Here is an 18,480-nt window from a genome sequence, read left to right on the forward strand (position 1 = left end):
GTCATTCGCCCTTCACGAACAGATCGTCATCCATTACCAGCAGTTCCTGACGGATGCAGTAATCGACAGCCCTCTTGCCGAGCATGTAGTTATCGGAATCCTCCGGAGCTCTCGAAAAGCCTAAAGCCTTGCAGGTCTCGACAATAAGGCTCGCATAAGGCATGCCGTACTGTGACCTCGCCAGATAGTTGGCTGCGCACGCAGCTTCCTGAACAGGGATATCAGCGGCTTTACGGGGCTTCGTTCCTTCGGCAGGCGTCCTGTAGAAGTCCATGACCTTACCGATCTCGGTACCATCCTTCCAAAGGAAGATGACTTCCGAATCATCATCTTCAGATGCCAGGTCGAGCTTCTGCGTCGTGTAATGTAGCTTCACGTTCTTCTCTATGCTCTTTACGAGATAGGAACAGCGGTCGCGCAGCTTCTGCGTCATCTTTGCAATGCCTGCAAGAGTGATGAGTTCTTTTGCAAGGACATCGGCACTGACAGGAGATTCCTGCTCCACGATAGCCATTACGCATTCCTGCAGATACTTGGTGTTAAGAGCATCGCAGAACTCCGCCGAAGTCATGGACCTCGGCTTAAGATCTGCAGGCTTATATGTTATTGAAGGACATCCGTTTGAGGTTATGTCTGCGTCAGCCGTTTTTTTTTTGCGTCTGATCTTCAGCGCTGTCTGTTGAGGCCTGTTCTCCAGCTCCGTCTTCAGGCTCATCCTGACCGTATATCACTACTGTCGGACCGTTGCCGTCCTCTTCGGGAGATACAGCATCAGCGCTGTCTGAAGGTGCATCAGCAGAAGCATCCGCATCTGCTGCCAGAGTTTCTTCATCAGACTTGCTTTCCGCCTCACAGGCTTTCTTCGCGTCTTCTATCAGAGCCACCAGTTTTTCAAATACGCTGTCGGGATTCTCCCACCACTCGAGAGACCATATCCTTACAACGTTCCAGCCGAAGCCCTTGAGCATCGACATCTGGGACACCTCTCTGGATGTGGTGGTACCGGATGCCGCATAAACGGGGCCGTCCAGAAGTATACCGAGACAATATGAACCGTTCTTATCGGGTGATACGACACCGATGTCGATCTTGAAACCAGACTTTCCGACACCCTTATCAGTGTCATAGCCGATGGCTTTGAACCTCGCGCATATATCATCTGCTATGCCTGTGAAGGCAGCGCTGCGGTCGATAAGAGGCGTATTCGAATTATCAGACGAATTGCCAGTAGCGGCGATATCCTGATCCCAGACAGTGCTGCCTGCAGCATACTGCAGGAATCTCTTAAACGCTTTAACGCCTTCAGAAGATGTATCGTTGATGCGGATCTCTTCGGGCGAGATCGACGAGAACACTTTCATCTCGATCCTTGATCTGGTTACGGCAACATTAAGTCTTCTCCATCCGCCGTCCCTGTTCAGAGGACCGAAGTTCATTATCAGTCTTCCGGTCTCGTCCTTGCCGTAGCCTACCGAGAACAAAATGACGTCGCGCTCGTCACCCTGTACGTTTTCGAGATTCTTGATAAAGACGGGTTCCTCGCTGCCGAATGCCCACTTCTCGAGAACGGGATCCTTGCTCGCAGCCTCATCAAGAAGGTCTTCAATGAGCGACTGCTGCTGGATGTTGAACGTAACTACACCGACGCTGTATCTTGAGAGCACGGGATCGTGAGCACGGTTTACGAGCTCATCGATAACGGCCTGCGCTTCAGTCCGGTTGGTCCTGGTCTTTCCGGAATCGAACGATCCTCCGCAGTCGACCATGGTAACCTTTGATTCCCTGTCGTCAGGCGACGGGAACGTAAAGAGCCTTCCTTCGTAGAAAGACTTATTAGAGAAAGTAATGAGGCTTTCATGACGGCTCCTGTAGTGCCATGCCAGGAACATCTGCGGCATGCTTATCGCAAGGCAGTCGTCCAGGATGCTCTCAAGGTCGTCAGTCTCAAAATCCTCTTCCTCACTGACCTGTTCCGTAAAGAATGACGTAGGCGGCATCTGCTTCGGGTCGCCGACGATAACGGCTTCCTTGCCTCTTGCTATAACGCCTATGGCTTTGCATGTCGGCAGCTGGCTCGCTTCGTCGAATACAACGATATCGAACATTCCGCTCTTATCCGGATCGAGATACTGTGCGCATGAAAGAGGGCTCATGAGGACACAGGGACAGAGCTTTAGGATAAGGTCGCCGATCTGCGAGAAAAGGGTTCTTATCGACACGCCCCTGCCGCCTGACTTGATCGCATGCTGCAGGATGCCGAGTGCCGACGATACGTTCGCGTCCTTGCTGAGGTCAGGCAGATTCTTTGCTATCCTCAGGTAGATCTCCTGTCTCGTAAGCTTTTCGAACTCATCGTTGACCTTTGAAAGCTCATCTATCTTCTTCTCGAAAACAAGGCCCGAGAATGATCTTAAGACTTCACTGTTATCGATTATCCCGGATATGAGCAGGCTGCTGTACGCCTTGCGAAACGAGCTTATCATGCCGTCTCCGGCAACAGCACCGCTGTCGTAGCCGTTTACGAGATTTGTGACCTTATATTCTCCGCATCTGGATGCCATGAGATTAAACTGCATCCTGTCTCTTAAGTATTCGCTGTCGCTGATGAGAGTCTGAGCCATCTGCTTCTTACTCTCGAAAAGCTCATCGCCGGGCTCAAAGCTTCCGTATGCAAAACCGCATACGGCATTGAGTTTTTCGTATGCATCCTTATAAGCTGCTGCCTTGCGGTTAAAATCGTTGACTGCGGTCACAGCCGTGACATCGCCGCTGCCAATTAACTTTCTTAAAGTACCGGTAGGATCGACCGGGGCAAACTCAGCAAATGCAGCATGAGCACTCTCATTGAGCGCTTCAATTGCAGCAACATCAAAGCCCGGGAAACCAGCACCAGGATTATAGAGTTCTCCAAGATATCCTCTTGCGGATGTTATGAACGCCATCGCATTCTGGACTGAATTCCTGTAGTCGGAGAGCGCTTTGAAATCCTGCTCAAGTACATCCTTCCTGTTGCCCTTAAGGTCGTATGCCTTAACTTTCTTGTATACGTTGCCCTCTGCCATTCCGCGCATAAGAGCGTTCTTTGCTTTGGCAGTCATGAGCTCGCTGAGCAGCGCAGCTCCGTCGAGATCAAGGAACCCGGGCTGCCATACCGCGAGGAGTGCATCTCTTCTGGCAAGAGCGTCCTTGCAGCTTACGATCATGTCTCTTAATGCAAGATAAGCACTCTCGGTATCGTCGGCACAAATGAGTCCCTTCGGTATGTTAAGGTTCTTGAGTTTCAGGATAGAGATTCCGCAATAGCTAAGGCCCGAGATCCTCTTAATAGTTCCGACATCACCTGCTGCCCTGCAGTTATATCCTGCCAGGAGCTTTTCGAATTCGCCGATACTTAAAGCAAACTCATCGTAAGCGGTGATCAAAGCCTCTGCAAGCGGCACGAGCTGATTCTTTGCTTCCTGTGAATAATCGCATGATCTTACAAACGGGAGCTTTCCTTCAAGCTTTCCTGAAGATGCGACGAGTTCGCCTAATGCAGTCTCCGTCTCTTTCAATCTGTCGGGAGAAAGCTGATCTATAAAGCCGTCGTCAAAAGCTCCGCAGTCTGCAGCGTTCTGGTTAGCCGCATAAACATTAATTAGCTCATACAGAGAAAGTCCGCATCCGGGATCGACCTGATGGAGCTCGTTTACGTATTTATCGAGTTCCCTTCTCTTGTTTGCGATATCTTCAAGTGACTTCTCATAATCGCCGTCGACCTTTATGTTGGATCTGACTTCACTTGCGACTTTCAGCTGATCGAGCACATAACTCTTTCTGACTTTGTTGGAATGAAGTTCGAGGCAGAAAGGCGCTATGCCAATCTTTTCGAGCCTCTTGTAAACTACGTCGAGCGCAGCCTTCTTTTCGGCAGCGAACAAGACCTTCTTACCGCTTGCAAGACAGTTGGCGATTATCGAAGTGATGGTCTGTGACTTGCCCGTTCCCGGAGGACCGTGGAGCACGAAGCTGCATCCTTCACCGGCGCGCTTTATCGCAGCAAGCTGGGAAGCATCTGCAACGATCGGCAGGAATACATCTTCCTCGTTTACCTTGCCGCCGGCTTCATTCTCCTCTTCTCTCCACTTTATCTGCTGTTCGATAAAGCTCTGATCAAGATCTCCGTTGATAAGACTGCTTACGATCTTGTTTTTCGAAATGGAGTCCCTGTGGCTGTGCATGTCATTCCACATGACGAACTGGGAGAATGAGAACAATCCCAGAACGCATGCTTCGATAACGTCCCATCCCTTGAGAGAGCTTACGACAGACTTTACCTGCTCAAAGACTTTCTTTACATCAACGCCGTTTCCGTCAGCCGGAAGCGCCTTGCTGAACTCATCGAATTCGATCTTGAAATCCTGTCTTAACTTCTCTGATACGGTGATGTTGAACTGGACATCCTCGTCCCTTCTTCTCATCGTGTACTTGATGCCGAACTTCTTGACGAGCTCAACCGGGATCAGGAGCAAAGGAGCATAACAGGGCTCTTTCCTGTCCTTTTCGTACCACTTTAAGAAACCGCAAGCGAGGAACAGCGTATTGGCGCCGTTCTCTTCCATTGAAGTCCTCGCGCCTCTGTAGAGCGTCTTGATATTCTTATCGAGAACGGCATCAGTGACCGATGAAACGAGCACGCCCTTCTCATATTTCTTTTCGATGAATTCCCTGAATTCTTCAATATTAACCAGATCTTCTATGGAGTAATCCTTTGCAGGAACACCTTTAATCTTCTTTGCCTTCTTTGCAGGAGCGGAAGCTGATACTTCAGGTATAGCTTCCTTTACGGGAGCATCATTTGCTTCGGCTGATGCATCTGCTGCTGACACTTCTGTTGCCGGCAATGTTTCAGCTGCTGGCTCAGCAACCGCTGTTGCCTCAGCTGCAGCGTCTGATGTTTCTGTTGCTTCTGCAGTTTCCGATGCTGCTTCAGGTTCTTTGGTCTCTTGGGCAGCGCCGTCAGCTGCTTTTCCTGCTTCTGTCTCTTCGGCAGTCTCTGCAGTTTCAACTTCCTCCTTTGTTCCGGACTCTTCTTCAGTTTCTTCCTCAGGCTCTTCTTCAGCGCCGCGGGAAATTATCGAGAAACTCTTATCCTGGGCTATCAGGTCTTCGATATTTGCGCATTCAGGCACAAAGAGAGGCACCGAAGATCCCTTTATCCTAAGGTTAAGAAGTGAATTGCGTGTACTTAGATCAAGAAGTTTGCGTTCCCAAAGATCGAACTTTATTACGCTTCTGCTTTTTTCTTCCGGAACGTTCTGCTGCCCGTCCATGGTGTTTTCAAGATTGACTTCACTCATTAGTGACCCCTCCTGATCAAGCTTTATCAAATAATTATAACTTATTTACGGACAAGTTGCTTGAAGTATTTCAGACGGGTAAAAACCTGAAGACAGAGTTATTTAAGCGTTTTGGGGACGCCGGATCACCTGCAGGTCACTTGTTGTTCAGTTTCTTCCTCAAAGCCTTGTAGTCAGGCACATATTCGCCGACAATGGCCCAGAACCGGCTGGAATGATTAGGCTCTATGAAATGCGCAAACTCATGGATGACAACGTATCTTATGATCTCCCTGTCCTTCTCAAAGAGCCTGTAGCTGAACTTGAGCTCTCCCCTTTTTGAGAAACACTCGCCCCAGAATGACTTGTATTCACCCAGAGTTATCTTTTTCGGCGGCGCCACGCCCTTTTGGGCAAACAGCGGATACACCTCGCCGCACAGATCGACGATCACGCTCCTGATGCAGTTCCTTCTCCATTTCTCGAAGGTCATGTATTTCGAGCGGTAATCTGACACATCCTTAACGGTCAGCGTGATGATGCCGTTCTCCGCGCCGCACGTGTTTTTCGCGCCGCTTTCGACCTTGAGGATAAAGGGCTTTCCGAAAACATCGAAGATCTCGCCATCAACAAACTGCCTTGCCCTGACCCTGGTACGGTCTTCGTGCACGGTGTCATCGATCGCCTTGAGGAGATAGTCCTGCTTTGAGATTATGAATCTCATGGCTTCATTGATGTCGACGCCGTACGGGATCGAGCAGTATAAGGTGCCGTCGCGCCTTACGCGTACGTTGATGTTTCTTATGCGTTTGCGTTCAAACTCGACACCGATAACACGACTGCCGAGGGTTAGTTTTCTGATTTCCGACATAGGACCTGTCAGCGGTTCGCTTTGATGAGCTTATCGAAGTTCTTGCCGTTTACGTCATACATGGTGTGACCCAGCTCGGCAAGGCGTGATTCGATGTGTTCCTGCTCCTTGGGACGCTTGATCTTAAGCGTCGTCGTCTTGATCATCTCTTCTTCGGAGAATACGTAGTTGCGTACGATCTTGTACTGGGGCATCGTGTGGTTTGCGTCGTGTACCTTATCGTTCAGATATGCCTCGACCTGACCGTCATCAGCTTCGGTGGCAAGACCAAGCTCGGCGCCGATAACCTTACGGTTGATAAGAAGCTTGGCGCAGATGTCGATGGCCTCACGGTCGTTCTTGTTGCCCCAGACGAAAGCCTCGGTAACACCCTTGATCTCTGTAAGGACTGCCTCGATCTCCTCGGGGAAAGCCTTCTTGCCGTTTGTAAGAACGATCATGGACTTAACACGGCCGGTGATGTGGATGGAACCTGTCTTATCGATGTATCCCATGTCGCCCGTATGGAACCACCCGTTCTCATCGATGGCTTCCTTTGTGGCTTCCTCATTCTCATAGTAACCGAGCATGACGCACTCGGACTTGGTAAGGATCTCGCCTACTGCCTTTGGGCCAGTGCCCTCGGCGTCTATCGCGACAGTGATGCCTGCCATAGGACGTCCGACGGAGCCGTGAACGTCGCAGACTTCAGTATTGACCGAGATAACGGGCGAAGTCTCGGTAAGACCGTAACCCATATAGAACTGGAGACCGAAATCCGTAAAAGCGTCAACATACTTCTTGTCGATGCCGGCGCCGCCGATAACGACCATACGGAAATTGCCTCCGAGCTTATCAAGGATGTCCTTAAAGACATTGCGTCTTATGTCGATGCCGCACATTTTAAGGAACCTTGTAACGGGTCTTGCGACCGCAATTATCCTCTCTTTGCCCGAAGCCTTGATGCCGTCTTCGATTTTCTCGTAGATGTTCTCGAAAAGCAGAGGCACGGAGATACAGACATCCGGCTTCCACTCTTCCATGTTCTTTACGATATATCTCAGGCCGTCGCACATGCAGACGCACGCACCGCATGAGAGGATGAAGAAATCGCACGTGTTCTCGAAAGTGTGATGCAGAGGCAGGATCGAAAAAGCCCTGTCGCCTCTTCTTACGTCGAGAGTCTGTGCTATGGCATAAACATTTGAGACTATGTTGTTGTGAGAGAGCAGAACGCCCTTGCTCATCGAAGTCGTGCCCGAAGTAAAGAGGATTATCTTTGCCGCATTGGGATCGATCGGCGTATCCATGAACTTGTTGTCGCCGGCCTCAATGAAGACATTGCCTTCCTTTATGAGATCGTAGATGTCGGCAAAGCGGCTGTCGTCTTCAGGCCATGTATCGTCCTTGTTCTTTCCCGAAAGACCGTCCTTATAGAAGATAACGAACTTGTCGAGCGGGATATCGAGCTCGCCGGACTTGATCTTTGCGGCGATCGAAAGCATCATCTTGTGGTGCTTGTGATGGTAAAAGATAACGCGGCTCCTCGACCTGATCAGAAGCTGGATCAGCTCGTCTTCGGGAAGCGCCCTGTCCAAAGGGACTCCGACAGAACCAGATGAAAGGATTGCATTATAAGAAACGAACCACTCGTAAGCATTCTCGCCTACGACGGCAAATCTCTCTCCTGCATACTGACTGTTAAGAATATAGGTCGCAAGACCTTTGATATCGTTGCCGTACTCGTAAAAACTCCTGTGGACCTCGGAAAGCTTCGGCGAACGTCTGAAGATAAACGCATCAAGTTCAGAATACTTGGAACAGGTACGGACAACGAGATCCCTTAAGTCCGTAAATCTCTCAGCTGTAAATACAGGCGTACCCTGAACAGGATTCATACATTACCTCCATCGGCCCCGCCTCCCCTTTTACGGGGAAACAGCGCAACTAAAAAAATATATCATATTTGAGAATGAAATGGCAATAAGTCGCTAAATTCACATTTTGTGTTATATTAGTTGCGGATTATAGTCAGAAACCTTTCAGGAGCATATATGTCTGAAGAAGAAAAAGCAATAAATAAAGAAGAAAGTACATCCAAAGACACAGAGTCCAAGATGTCCCGTGCGGATCACCATAAGCATCTGGACGAGAAATACCCCACGAAACGCGGTTTCTGGGACGTTGTAGCTAAGGACGGCTTCCTGCTCCTGACTCACATCCTCTGCGACATGAAATGCATAGGCAAAGAGAACTTCCCTAAGAGCAATCCATACGTCGTCGCTTCCAACCATCAGAGTTATCCTGACGGCGTTCTTATAATCGATTATCTGCCCAAGGGCCACTTCAAGTGGATGTGCTGCCTCGCAGCTTCCGACCTTGAGACCAATCACGGCAAACTCGGCCGTCTCATAATGAGAGTAGGCAGAGGCATCGCGGTTGACCGTTACGGCAACCCCGTCAGAGGTCTCATCAAGGCCAAAAAGGAAGTCGAGAAAGGCAATATCTGCTTCGTCTTCCCCGAAGGCACGAGATCCCACACGGGCAAGCTCGCCGAGATGAAGGACGGAGCCGCTTACCTTGCGATCAAGGCCGGCGTTCCCATGGTCCCCGTCTATATCGCCGGCGCATACCAGATCTGGCCCAGAACATCCAAGAAGCCCCACCCGCTCAACGGCTTTCACCGCCGTAAGATAAGGATCTACGTCGGCGAGCCCATGCATGGCGAGGATTATGACAATGATGCGCACAAGATGACCGAAGCTTTGTCAGCCTGGATGCACAAACACGAAGATCTCTACTGGGATCCCGAGACAAATTTCGAAGCAAAGTAAGATCGAACAGGGATTGTATCAAGCTGATCGCTAACAAAAGATTGTATTCCGAAGAAACTTTCATTCTTTCTGAAGCTTCGTTTTTTAGCTTTCCTGTTCCCTCTAAAGGTCTGAATCCTGCAATCAACAACAACTGCTGCAATTGCAAAAACAGTTAGGGGCTATCTCTTTTCACTTTGAGACAACCCCTTACAATTTATTAAGTTATTAGATAGAACAGTTACTTATAGAGCCCTCCGAGGAACTCGGTCGCAAACTGTATCTTGGTCGGACTGAACACTTCCCTGCTCTCCTCGGTCGGATAGATGAAGAACGTGTCATCATAGGTAGACAGCGTGACACACGGTCCGAACTTTCCCCTGTAATCGTATTCGGTGTGGAGTGACACCATGGACTTCGCCGGGAACTTCAGTGTCTCATACTTTTCGGTCCTGTAGTTATTGAACGACAATGCAAATCCGTCTTTATCATGAACGAGCCTTCCCTCACCGCAGTCTATGAAGTTTACGGCATTGGGCAGAGCCTCGACCCTTACGGGTATGTCGAGCTTATAAGTGCCGTTTCTGATCTCGTCATGGACAAAACCTCTCTGCCACTCGTACCAGTCGGGAATGTGGATCTTTTCACCCGCAGGAGAATGAAGGACGCCAAGCTCATCCATCTCGTATGAATCGCCGCAGCATGAACAGAATATCCTGCTGCCTTCAGACCTCATCGCGAAATCAGTTCCGCACTTCCTGCATCTGTACAGCGGATAGTGCAGACCTTCGGCTCTCCATTCGTCATCGATGACGATCTTGTTTTCGAGCTGATACTTATACTCATCGTAAGTGAGTTCTTTGGAAATGCGGGACAGGATCTCGTCCACGGAAAGCTTACCGATCTCATCCTGAGTAACGACGCATTTTAGCTCGGCGTGGAGACGCGCACCCTTTCTCTCCTTGAGATTCCATATCGGCTGCTGGAGATAGTTGCCCTGCATGTTCAATGTGACGACGGGAACCTTCAGCATCTTGGCGAGCTTTGCTATGGACGGCGTAAGGTGTGAATTCGTACCGACATTCGCATAGCGGGCCTCAGGATAGATGACCATGATGTCGCCGCGTTTTATGACGCGCGCTATGTTCCTTATGAGCGACTGGTCGTTAATGAACTTGCGCGTTCCGAGGCATCCTGCCTGACGGTATATCCACTCGCCGAAATTCTCGAATCCTTCGAGCTCTGAGATGTAGTTCGCGCGGTAAGGCTTAAGCGCCAGCGGAGTTACGTAGAAATCCATGAAGGAATTGTGAGAGCCGTATACCAGGAACGGAGGCTTGATGCCTTCCATGTTCTTCTTCTCGATCTTGAGCTTATAAGGAGATACGGCAAGCTTGCAGAGCAGCCACATCATCGGCAGGAAGATAATGTTCTGCCTCGGCGGAACCTTCGCTCTGTCAAAAGGCTTCTTATCCGGGCTTGCATAAGTGTCTCTTCTTACATAGCGGCGGATACCCGGGATCTTGCAGAGAAGATAGTACAGTATCGCCGTAAAGAACAGTGACGCGCCCGTGGGAGTCAGCATGAAGAGTATCTTGTTGTGAACGACGCTCTTGATCGGGTCGTAGATGATAAGCGAGAACGCGAAGCCCAGCGCGAGGCAGACTGCGCCTACGATATTGAATCCCTTGGAATATACATATGCGTTGTGGCCTTCCTCTTCATAAGCGCTCTTAAGGTCGATCTTCTGTTTTCTTACGAAAAAGAAGTCAACGAAGAGCAGCGCGGCAAGAGGAGCATAAACGCATGCACTTATCGTAAGGAAGCTTCCGAAATATTCTTCGATCTTCCCCCATACGCAAAGGATGCCTACATAAAGACCAAGTACGAGTACGAGCACTTTATAGGAAGATTTCTTGAATGTTGATTTGAGCATTACGCCATAGATATATGAACCTACAGCCTGTGTACCGATGTTCGCGAAAGCTACCAGAAGAAGCGACGCAAGCGCAAGGATCGGAGTTGATAAAGTAGCCAGCATGAGCGTAGGGTCCTCAACCATCTGCCCTGTTACATACTGCATCGCGATAGCCATAACTGCACCGACAACCACGAAGAAGGATCCTGCGGCGCCCTGTCCGAGAACGCCCGCGTAATAACCTGATCTCTCTGACTTGCAGAGTCTCGGAACCTCGGCCATGCCTCCGACAAGCGTTATAACGAAAGCGAAATTCGCTTCGATATTGAGCACATAATTAACCGTCTTGTCAGCGTCTCCGGCGAGCTCCGGCTGGTAATTCCAGATGACATCCATGGGCACGGAAGTAAAGCCGACAACAACGACTGCAACACCTACGAGAAGGAGGAGCGGCACAAGGATCCTCGTGGTCCATGTGATCGTTCCAACACCCCTTAACGCGATGACCGTTCCGATTATCACGCAGGACAGACTGAGCACTAAATGCGCTCCGTTAAAAAGATGCACGCCGAACAGCGCAAGCAGGTTTTCCATCGAGCTCGCGAAAAGTTCACAGCACACCGCATACCAAGGGAAATTAACGATAATGATAATGACCGTTACGATCTTAACACCCTTTGTTCCGAACACGCTTCGAAGCCATATCCATATGTCTATTCCATATCTGACTGACATGATTACCGGAAGCTGGTAGATCATGAGCATGAATATCGCTGCGAGGAATGCACCGATCAAAAGCTGCTTAAATCCGACGAGTGTAGCAAGGTAGGAACCCTGCGTGTAACTCCATGTTGCGATGCAGTATCCCGAAAGCACCAGGAGAGCATCGATAAATCCGTATTTGCGTTCTTTCGGAAGAACCGGCAAGGTCCCGCAATAGACCTCATTCTCAATTTCTTTGTTTACGTCATGCTTACGGCTCACAGGAAGAAACCTCCTATTATCCCCAACAGGGAGATGAGCGTAATGACCGCCGCGATTATGTAATCTTTTTTGGTCATGCGGGGAATGATGTTTTCCTTCTCCGCCTTAAGGACCGCCTCTATTCTTGAATCGAGTTCTTTATCCCCGTCCATACAATACTCCTCTTATCCTTAGTAAACTTTGTCACCGTTTGCCTCGATCGACGGAAAATAGACCTTCATCTCATCCCAGAAATCGCAATTGGTAACTTCTATGAATTTATCTCTGATACTGTTTTCGCTGTCATGGGGTTCATCGATAGGCGCTTTGTTGTGCTCTAACTGTGTTCCGTCATATCTCAGATATGTTCCGTCCTCAAGCTCCATCTCGATGCCGAAATGATCAGCCCACCAGTAGTTCTTGAATTCGAGCGTCTGAAGCTCCATCGAATCGAGCTTGTCCAGGAATCCGTCAAGTTCATCCGGATCAAGTTCCTCGAAATGATATACCGGCTCATCCTCGTCTCTCGAGCCCTCATAATAATCACTGTAATACCTTACTGACACTACGGGACTGTCTGTCAGATAAGTCGTAAGTTTCTTTTTTGTCTTCTGTGGCTCGAAAAGGAAACAGCCGCTCAATGCAACCGCCATGACCAGTGTCAGGCTCAAGGAAATCAAACGTTTAAACATAAAAGATACCCCCGGACAAAAAGCATAATTTTTTGATATCTAAACGATAACACAAAGGACCGTTATCTCAATGCACTTACCCGGTAATATCAGGGGCTGCCTTTTTTGAATCAAGGCAGCCCCTCCTCTATCCCGATATCCCTTAAACGATCAATCTCCTAAATCCTGAACCTGTTCGGTCATCTGACTGAAAGCACCCTTCCAGTCGTATTCGACGGCCTTGCCGCCCAGTTTTATTCCATAAAGCGCGAGCGTGATTATTCCCAGAAAACAAGCCAGGAAAAGAGCTACTGCACCGGTAATCAAGAGTTTAATATCACCTTTACTCATATCAGTCCTCCCCCAAGCCGTAGTTCCATACGTGCTTGTTCCATCTTATGTATGACTTCAGACCCTTTGCGTAGTACTTGACGCCGAGGATGACCAGCGCGACAAGGAATATTGCGACACATACAAGTGTAAGTACGAGGAAGATGCAGGGAACCAAAAACTCCGTGATCTTGCCCATGATCATTGATGCGACCAATACTCCGATAATACCAAGATCTGCCGCAAGGAACATGAATGCCGCAATGACTGCCGCCAGAAGGACGAGCCAGCATTCGATACCAACAAATGCGTTAAATACGATAACAAAGATCCTGCCTCTTCCGTCAGGCCCCTTGAATGAATCAGCCATTCTCTTGCGCTTCTTCATTATCTGATTGAACTTGGCGCCGTCCTTGAATTCGTTCGCAAGTTCCTTGGGATCGCCAAGGCTTGCCGCGATCTCTTCTTCGCTTCTGCCTTCTCCCAAACCTTCGTCAAAATGCTCTTCTATCGATTGGATGATATCCTTGACATCACCGTAAGGCATGTGCCCCAATTCATCGCTGAGCCTTTTAAGATATTCAGTCTTATTCATCGGCTTTTCCTCCAGTCTCCTCGCTGATAATTCCATTTACTTCCCCGCAGAACTTTATCCACTCTTCACGTTCCGCATTCAACTTTTTACGTCCTGCATCAGTGAGATGATAGTATTTGCGCGGCGGCCCGTTTTGTGATTCTTGCAGGTACGTCGAAACGATACCTTCAGAAGCGAGCTTACGCAGTATCGGATAAACAGTACCGTCTGCTACTTCGACTTTACGTGCCAGGCTACCTGCGAGGTCGTAGCCGTAACTGTCGCCCTTCTCCAATAAGGCCAGCACGCACAGATCGAGAATGCCCTTCTTGATTTGGCTGTTCATTGGCAAATCCCCTTTCATTCCGATTTGACGGGCCGGAAGCGCCCTTATTCCCAAGCGCCCCGCCGTCAGTATCAGTTATAGCACACTACTGTTTATTGTTCAATACTAAATCTTGAGCAATTCCGAAATCGATATGCACGGCGTACCGTGTGCCGGATCCTCACACGGATCGGCCTCTCAATGTGAGAGATTTTGGCACAGGAGATTTGTTATGAAACAGTTTCTTTGTCCAAAATACAAAGAATGATATTATCAGTATCGGAGGTCACCATGCCAGAAGACAATCTCGCACAATTTAAGCAGATAATAGCGAAGCTCCCCGAAGATAAAAGGAAGCTTTTATATAAGCGTCTTCACGACATGCCGACTTCAGAGAGAGAAGCCTTCATCGGAGAATTCGTAAAGAAATACAACACAACTGCAAAGAAACCCGCTCCTCAGGGCGGTTCATCCGCAGTCAAGTCCGGTAAAAAGCCTTCTTCTCAAGGTTCATCATCCGCAGCCACTTCAGGCAGGAAACCTTCTGCGCAGGGTTCTGCAGCGCCGGTCTCCAAAAAGACCCAACAGCAGTCAAAGAACGTTCCATCAAAATCAGAACATTCATCCGAACACAGACAGGAAAAGGCTCAGGAACACAAACCGGAGCAAAAGCAGGAAAGCAAAAAGCACCCGGCTGAACACATACCTGAGCACCGACCCGAGCCTGAGCAGGCACCGGAGTCCGAACCCAAAAAGGCATCGTCTTCTCAGAGCATCATACTCGGCATCATCGTCGCGGTATTCCTGGTAGGGGCTTTATATTTCGTATATCTTTTCAACAAACAGAATATCGACAACAAGTTCAACGAGGCATTCGGAATGCCGGCTTCCGAGACAACGGAAACAACCGAAGAGTCAGACGGCATAATGGGACCCGAACCCCGCCACTTCCCTACCAACACACCGACTCCCATACCGGCCACGCCCACACCCGCACCTGTCGTTCTCAAGGATGACCATCCCGATCTGTCAGGTCTCGTAATAGTCTTGGATCCCGGTCATCAGGCCGAATACGATCACGAACTCGAGGAATCCATCCCCGGCACCACCGCCGAGAAAGAACGTGCCACAACAGGAGCAACCGGCATCGACAGCGGCGCAAAGGAATATGAGATCACTCTGAGATATGCTCTGATAATGAAGGAATACCTTGAAGGATGCGGTGCCGAAGTCATTCTCACAAGAGAAGAAAATGATGTAAACATCTCCAACATCGAGAGAGCAAACATCGCGGTGGAAAACAACGCTGATTACTTCATAAGGATCCACGCGGACAGCGCACCCGACAGTGAAATAAGCGGTGTAAAAGTATATGTTCCTTCCACAGGAAAGTATTCTTCCAGTGCAGTTTCAGACGGTAAGGATCTTGCGGAAAAAGTTGCCGAAGCCATCGGTTCGACTTCACTCGGTGTTGTACAGTCGAACATGTATACCGGACTTAATCATGCGGATTCCATAAAGTCTTATCAGCTGGTCGTAGGTTATCTGTCGAACAGCGACGACGATGCGCTTCTCGGAAAGGAAGAAACCGCCTATAACACCGCAGTTGCAGTTTCCGAGTTTTTGGCTGAATAACAGTCTCAATTATTTCGCAATGAAAATTGCGAAATGTTTGTTATAGTAAATGCATGGATACAAATAAAGAATTTGGAGGTAGATAATTATGGCGGACATCGATCCTATGACACTCAAGAGTATGGCTAAGCTCAAGAATGCAAATGAAGCTGACGAGCTTATACGCGGCATGAAGGAACCCGGAAACGAGAGCGATATCAAGGGCGAATACCAGGCGCTCAAGGAAGTTGAAGAATTGACGAAGCTCGTCGAAAAGCAGACTTATCTGCTCCACGCTTTCTGGATCATGCTCAAAGAAAAGGGCGCTACGAACGAAGAGCTCGACAAGGCTCTCAATGAGGCAATCCTCTTCTCAAAAAGGAAGGATTACAAGACAGCAAGCGTCTGCCCCAGCTGCAACAAGCCGCTTCAGACTATGGAGAACAAACCCTTCACATCGAAGTGCTACTATTGCGGAACTGAGATCCTCGAGAATCCTTACAGGAAATTCGATGGGATCGATCCTTATCAGACAGGCTATCCCCAGAATGAATCTACTGCACCGGAAGGACCTTATGTTTCGGATTCGGAAGCAGACGAGCAGGAGTTCAAATCAGCTCAGGACGTTATCAGCCAGAGTTTTGAACCTTACGATGTAACGAAGGATCTTCATTTCGACGACGAGGAGACTTGAATTTCTCCCGATTGATTGTATAATCACGCATAAGCTTTATTGCTTCGGTCACATGTTGTCGTGACCGGAGCAATATTTTTCAGATCTGGGGATGTACCGGTTTCGACGGGGCTTCTGAGGTCGGGAAAGCGGGTGGAGGATCCTCGTTGTGCCTCCTTAAAAAACGGGGAATTGCAAGTAATTGCAGACAACACAGAGCTCGTAGCAGCCTAAGGCTACCGTCCTTCCGCCTATCTTCTCGCGGGAGTGTACGCACACCGAAGACCTCGCCTGAGAGAGGTTAAGCAGGCAGTCCTACCGGTTAAGCTTTGCACCGGCCAGCGACTTTAATCTTATGAAGCTACTGGAACCGCAATCTGTCAGCAGATGACGCGGGAATAGGAATAATTCAAATACTGACTGCACCCGGAGATTGTCCCGGAGGAAGAGGTTTCGGACAGGAGTTCGATTCTCCTCATCTCCACCATGAAGAGGGTGTCTCAAAAGTGACAGGGGTTGCTTTTGAGATACCCTTTTCTTTTGTTATGCGCACCCGGACCCGGCAGCAGCACTGCTTTGCCTAAGGTAACTTTATTTTTTGCGGGAAAAGTTATAGTAAAACCTCAACTATTTCGAGAAAAACTATGAATCCTTCAGGTATAAAAAGGCGGGTGGTGCTTTTCGCCTACTAAATATTGTCTGCACATATGGCACCTTAATCTATCCGGAGATCGAAAGCAAAAAAAATAAAAACGATTTGATAAAGTGTTCGGCAGGAATAAGGCACTAGCCGCATTATTGCCGAATAAAAAAGGCATAATTGACTAATAATCCGGCAAAAGATTCGGCACTACCGCATTATTGCCGAATCTTTTTTGAGACAACTCCTTTTATTATGAAGAGAACCCCTGAAGTTTGACTTGCTTCGGGGGTTCTCTTCTTTTCAAGCCTTTTGTTTTTTACCGGCTCAGTTACCTGTTTTGGTAACGAAATCAGGCGCCTGCTCACCTGCACCGAGCAAGATAACCACATCTCCGTCATCCGCAGTAATAACTGTACCGGGAGCAGGATCAATACGGGTGATCTTGGCATTCATTTCAGGATCATAGTTGTATTGATCCCAATAGTAAGTGACATGTACATTTTTCAGACCGGATGCATCAATTTCAGCTTGGACACAGTCTACGGCCGTACTGAAATACAAGCCTCTTACATCAGGCACAGTAAAAGTTCCCGGGTTGGAAACCACTTCCGATGTTTCCTCAGTAGTTCCGTTACCGTGTAACGGCGGAAGGAACTGAGAGCACCTTGCCAACGTTAATGTTGACAGCATTGAGATTGCAATTAAAACAGCTGCGACTTTCATATATTATCCCCCCTTGATAAAAATATAAATATATTTTACACCTTATGGGCATTAAATAAACCTTCTCATTCTCCCCTTACATGCAGCCGGGTGTTAATGACCAATGTATAGTTTGTGAATTTACTTTGACTATCAAACTATTGCCTCATGTTTGCCTAAATCACTTCTACTGCAAAATAAATAAAGACGATATTATGACGGCAGATGAACCGGTATCACAAGTCAGACGTAAACGCCGGCAACATCTGCTCATAAAACGAGGTGCATACTATGAATTACAAGATATATAACAACAATTCGAAGGAATGGGTCTTACTGATCCACGGATTGGGCGGAAGCATAAACACATGGAAATACCAGATCGAGGACCTGAACGAATATAACGTACTGGCAGTAGATCTTGAGGGACACGGCGGTTCCGCTTTCGAGAAGCGCAGACGTCTTCTTACAAGATCTGCTTCAGAGATCAACGAGATACTCGAGAGCGAGCACATCGAAAAAGTCCATGTCATCGCACTTTCGCTCGGCACACTGGTCGCAATGGAATTCGCTTATCTCTATAAAGAAAAGGTAAAGTCCATATTACTCGCTGGATTCGTACTCAACATGGGCATAGGATACAAGTCTCTTCTGGCAATCCTCGAAGGCATCAAGTACTTCGTTCCCAAGAAGGTCTTCTACCCCGTATTTGCCAACCTCATGATGCCGCGCAAGAACCACAAGAAGTCAAGGGACATCTTCATCAGGGAATCCGTAAAGATGAAGTCAGTCGCTTTCAGGATGTGGCTCAGCGAATTGTTCAGGACTCAGTTCAAGCTGAACGAATACCTGATATCCATCGAAGAGAGCAAACTTCCGGTCATGTTCATTTCGGGCAAGCAGGATTATTTCTTCGTCAACAGTGTAAAGAGAACCCAGAAGAAGATAAACGACGCTTCACTGTACTTCATCGAAAAATGCGGACACGTCTGCAGCATCGAAAAGCACAACGAGTTCAATTGCCTCATGATCGATTTCCTGCATGAAATAAGCAAGCGCGAATACTATCCTTCAGCAGCCTGAAGA

15 protein-coding genes and 1 other RNA gene are annotated in these 18,480 nt (G+C 48.5%); 5 read left to right on the top strand and 11 right to left on the bottom strand.

Translation table 11 applies throughout. From position 1 onward, the window contains the following. Position 1: 1 nt before the first annotated feature. The 4 genes from BO18_RS14455 to BO18_RS14470 all read right to left on the bottom strand — a co-directional run bounded on the left by BO18_RS14455 (position 2) and on the right by BO18_RS14470 (position 8,066). On the bottom strand, positions 2-715 hold the full coding sequence (locus tag BO18_RS14455) for a DUF3320 domain-containing protein (protein WP_034447476.1): 714 nt from the start codon (positions 713-715) through the stop codon (positions 2-4). Then, positions 639-5,339, bottom strand: a complete 4,701-nt coding sequence (locus BO18_RS14460) for a DUF4011 domain-containing protein (RefSeq protein WP_034447478.1) — start codon at positions 5,337-5,339, stop codon at positions 639-641. Before BO18_RS14460 ends, BO18_RS14455 begins: the two co-directional genes overlap by 77 nt. A gap of 136 nt (positions 5,340-5,475) precedes the next feature. Next, the gene (locus tag BO18_RS32825; RefSeq protein ID WP_051688779.1) at positions 5,476-6,189 is read right to left on the bottom strand and encodes a M48 family metallopeptidase; all 714 of its coding nucleotides are present in this window, start codon (positions 6,187-6,189) and stop codon (positions 5,476-5,478) included. Between the two features lie 8 nt (positions 6,190-6,197). Continuing rightward, on the bottom strand, positions 6,198-8,066 hold the full coding sequence (locus BO18_RS14470) for an AMP-binding protein (protein WP_051688780.1): 1,869 nt from the start codon (positions 8,064-8,066) through the stop codon (positions 6,198-6,200). A gap of 156 nt (positions 8,067-8,222) precedes the next feature. Here BO18_RS14470 and BO18_RS14475 point away from each other — a divergent pair, with 156 nt between their 5' ends. After that, the gene (locus tag BO18_RS14475) at positions 8,223-9,002 is read left to right on the top strand and encodes a lysophospholipid acyltransferase family protein (RefSeq protein WP_034447480.1); all 780 of its coding nucleotides are present in this window, start codon (positions 8,223-8,225) and stop codon (positions 9,000-9,002) included. Positions 9,003-9,222: 220 nt separating this feature from the next. Here the strand turns inward: BO18_RS14475 and BO18_RS32830 are convergent, their stop codons facing one another. From BO18_RS32830 to BO18_RS14500, 6 genes are all read right to left on the bottom strand, one after another. After that, on the bottom strand, positions 9,223-11,883 hold the full coding sequence (locus tag BO18_RS32830) for a cytosine permease (RefSeq protein WP_051688781.1): 2,661 nt from the start codon (positions 11,881-11,883) through the stop codon (positions 9,223-9,225). Next, positions 11,880-12,035 carry a hypothetical protein gene (locus tag BO18_RS34910; protein ID WP_155984317.1) on the bottom strand — a complete coding sequence of 52 codons (156 nt, stop codon included), beginning with the start codon at positions 12,033-12,035 and terminating at the stop codon, positions 11,880-11,882. Before BO18_RS34910 ends, BO18_RS32830 begins: the two co-directional genes overlap by 4 nt. 18 nt (positions 12,036-12,053) lie before the next feature. After that, complete coding sequence (locus BO18_RS14485) at positions 12,054-12,554, bottom strand: hypothetical protein (RefSeq protein WP_028508557.1); 501 nt, start codon at positions 12,552-12,554, stop codon at positions 12,054-12,056. Between the two features lie 150 nt (positions 12,555-12,704). After that, positions 12,705-12,884: a hypothetical protein gene (locus BO18_RS14490; RefSeq protein ID WP_034447483.1), complete on the bottom strand. Its 180-nt coding sequence runs from the start codon at positions 12,882-12,884 to the stop codon at positions 12,705-12,707. A gap of 1 nt (position 12,885) precedes the next feature. Then, positions 12,886-13,458, bottom strand: coding sequence for a DUF1700 domain-containing protein (locus BO18_RS32835; protein WP_051688782.1), 573 nt, complete (start codon positions 13,456-13,458; stop codon positions 12,886-12,888). After that, the gene (locus BO18_RS14500) at positions 13,451-13,783 is read right to left on the bottom strand and encodes a PadR family transcriptional regulator (RefSeq protein ID WP_034447484.1); all 333 of its coding nucleotides are present in this window, start codon (positions 13,781-13,783) and stop codon (positions 13,451-13,453) included. Before BO18_RS14500 ends, BO18_RS32835 begins: the two co-directional genes overlap by 8 nt. Before the next feature lie 270 nt (positions 13,784-14,053). On the opposite strand from BO18_RS14500, the gene BO18_RS32840 reads away from it, so the two are divergent. The 3 genes from BO18_RS32840 (at position 14,054) to ssrA (ending at position 16,536) form a co-directional block, all read left to right on the top strand. Then, positions 14,054-15,397, top strand: coding sequence for an N-acetylmuramoyl-L-alanine amidase family protein (locus tag BO18_RS32840; protein WP_051688783.1), 1,344 nt, complete (start codon positions 14,054-14,056; stop codon positions 15,395-15,397). An 88-nt stretch (positions 15,398-15,485) separates the two neighbouring features. Beyond that, positions 15,486-16,070, top strand: a complete 585-nt coding sequence (locus tag BO18_RS14510) for a hypothetical protein (protein ID WP_034447485.1) — start codon at positions 15,486-15,488, stop codon at positions 16,068-16,070. Positions 16,071-16,157: 87 nt separating this feature from the next. Beyond that, positions 16,158-16,536, top strand: a transfer-messenger RNA (tmRNA) gene (gene ssrA / locus BO18_RS33995). Between the two features lie 480 nt (positions 16,537-17,016). Here the strand turns inward: ssrA and BO18_RS14515 are convergent. Continuing rightward, positions 17,017-17,415, bottom strand: a complete 399-nt coding sequence (locus BO18_RS14515) for a PASTA domain-containing protein (RefSeq protein ID WP_034447487.1) — start codon at positions 17,413-17,415, stop codon at positions 17,017-17,019. Positions 17,416-17,685: 270 nt separating this feature from the next. Here BO18_RS14515 and BO18_RS14520 point away from each other — a divergent pair, with 270 nt between their 5' ends. Beyond that, positions 17,686-18,477, top strand: coding sequence for an alpha/beta fold hydrolase (locus BO18_RS14520; RefSeq protein WP_034447488.1), 792 nt, complete (start codon positions 17,686-17,688; stop codon positions 18,475-18,477). Positions 18,478-18,480 lie beyond the last annotated feature (3 nt).

The organism is Butyrivibrio sp. AE2032 (assembly GCF_000702965.1).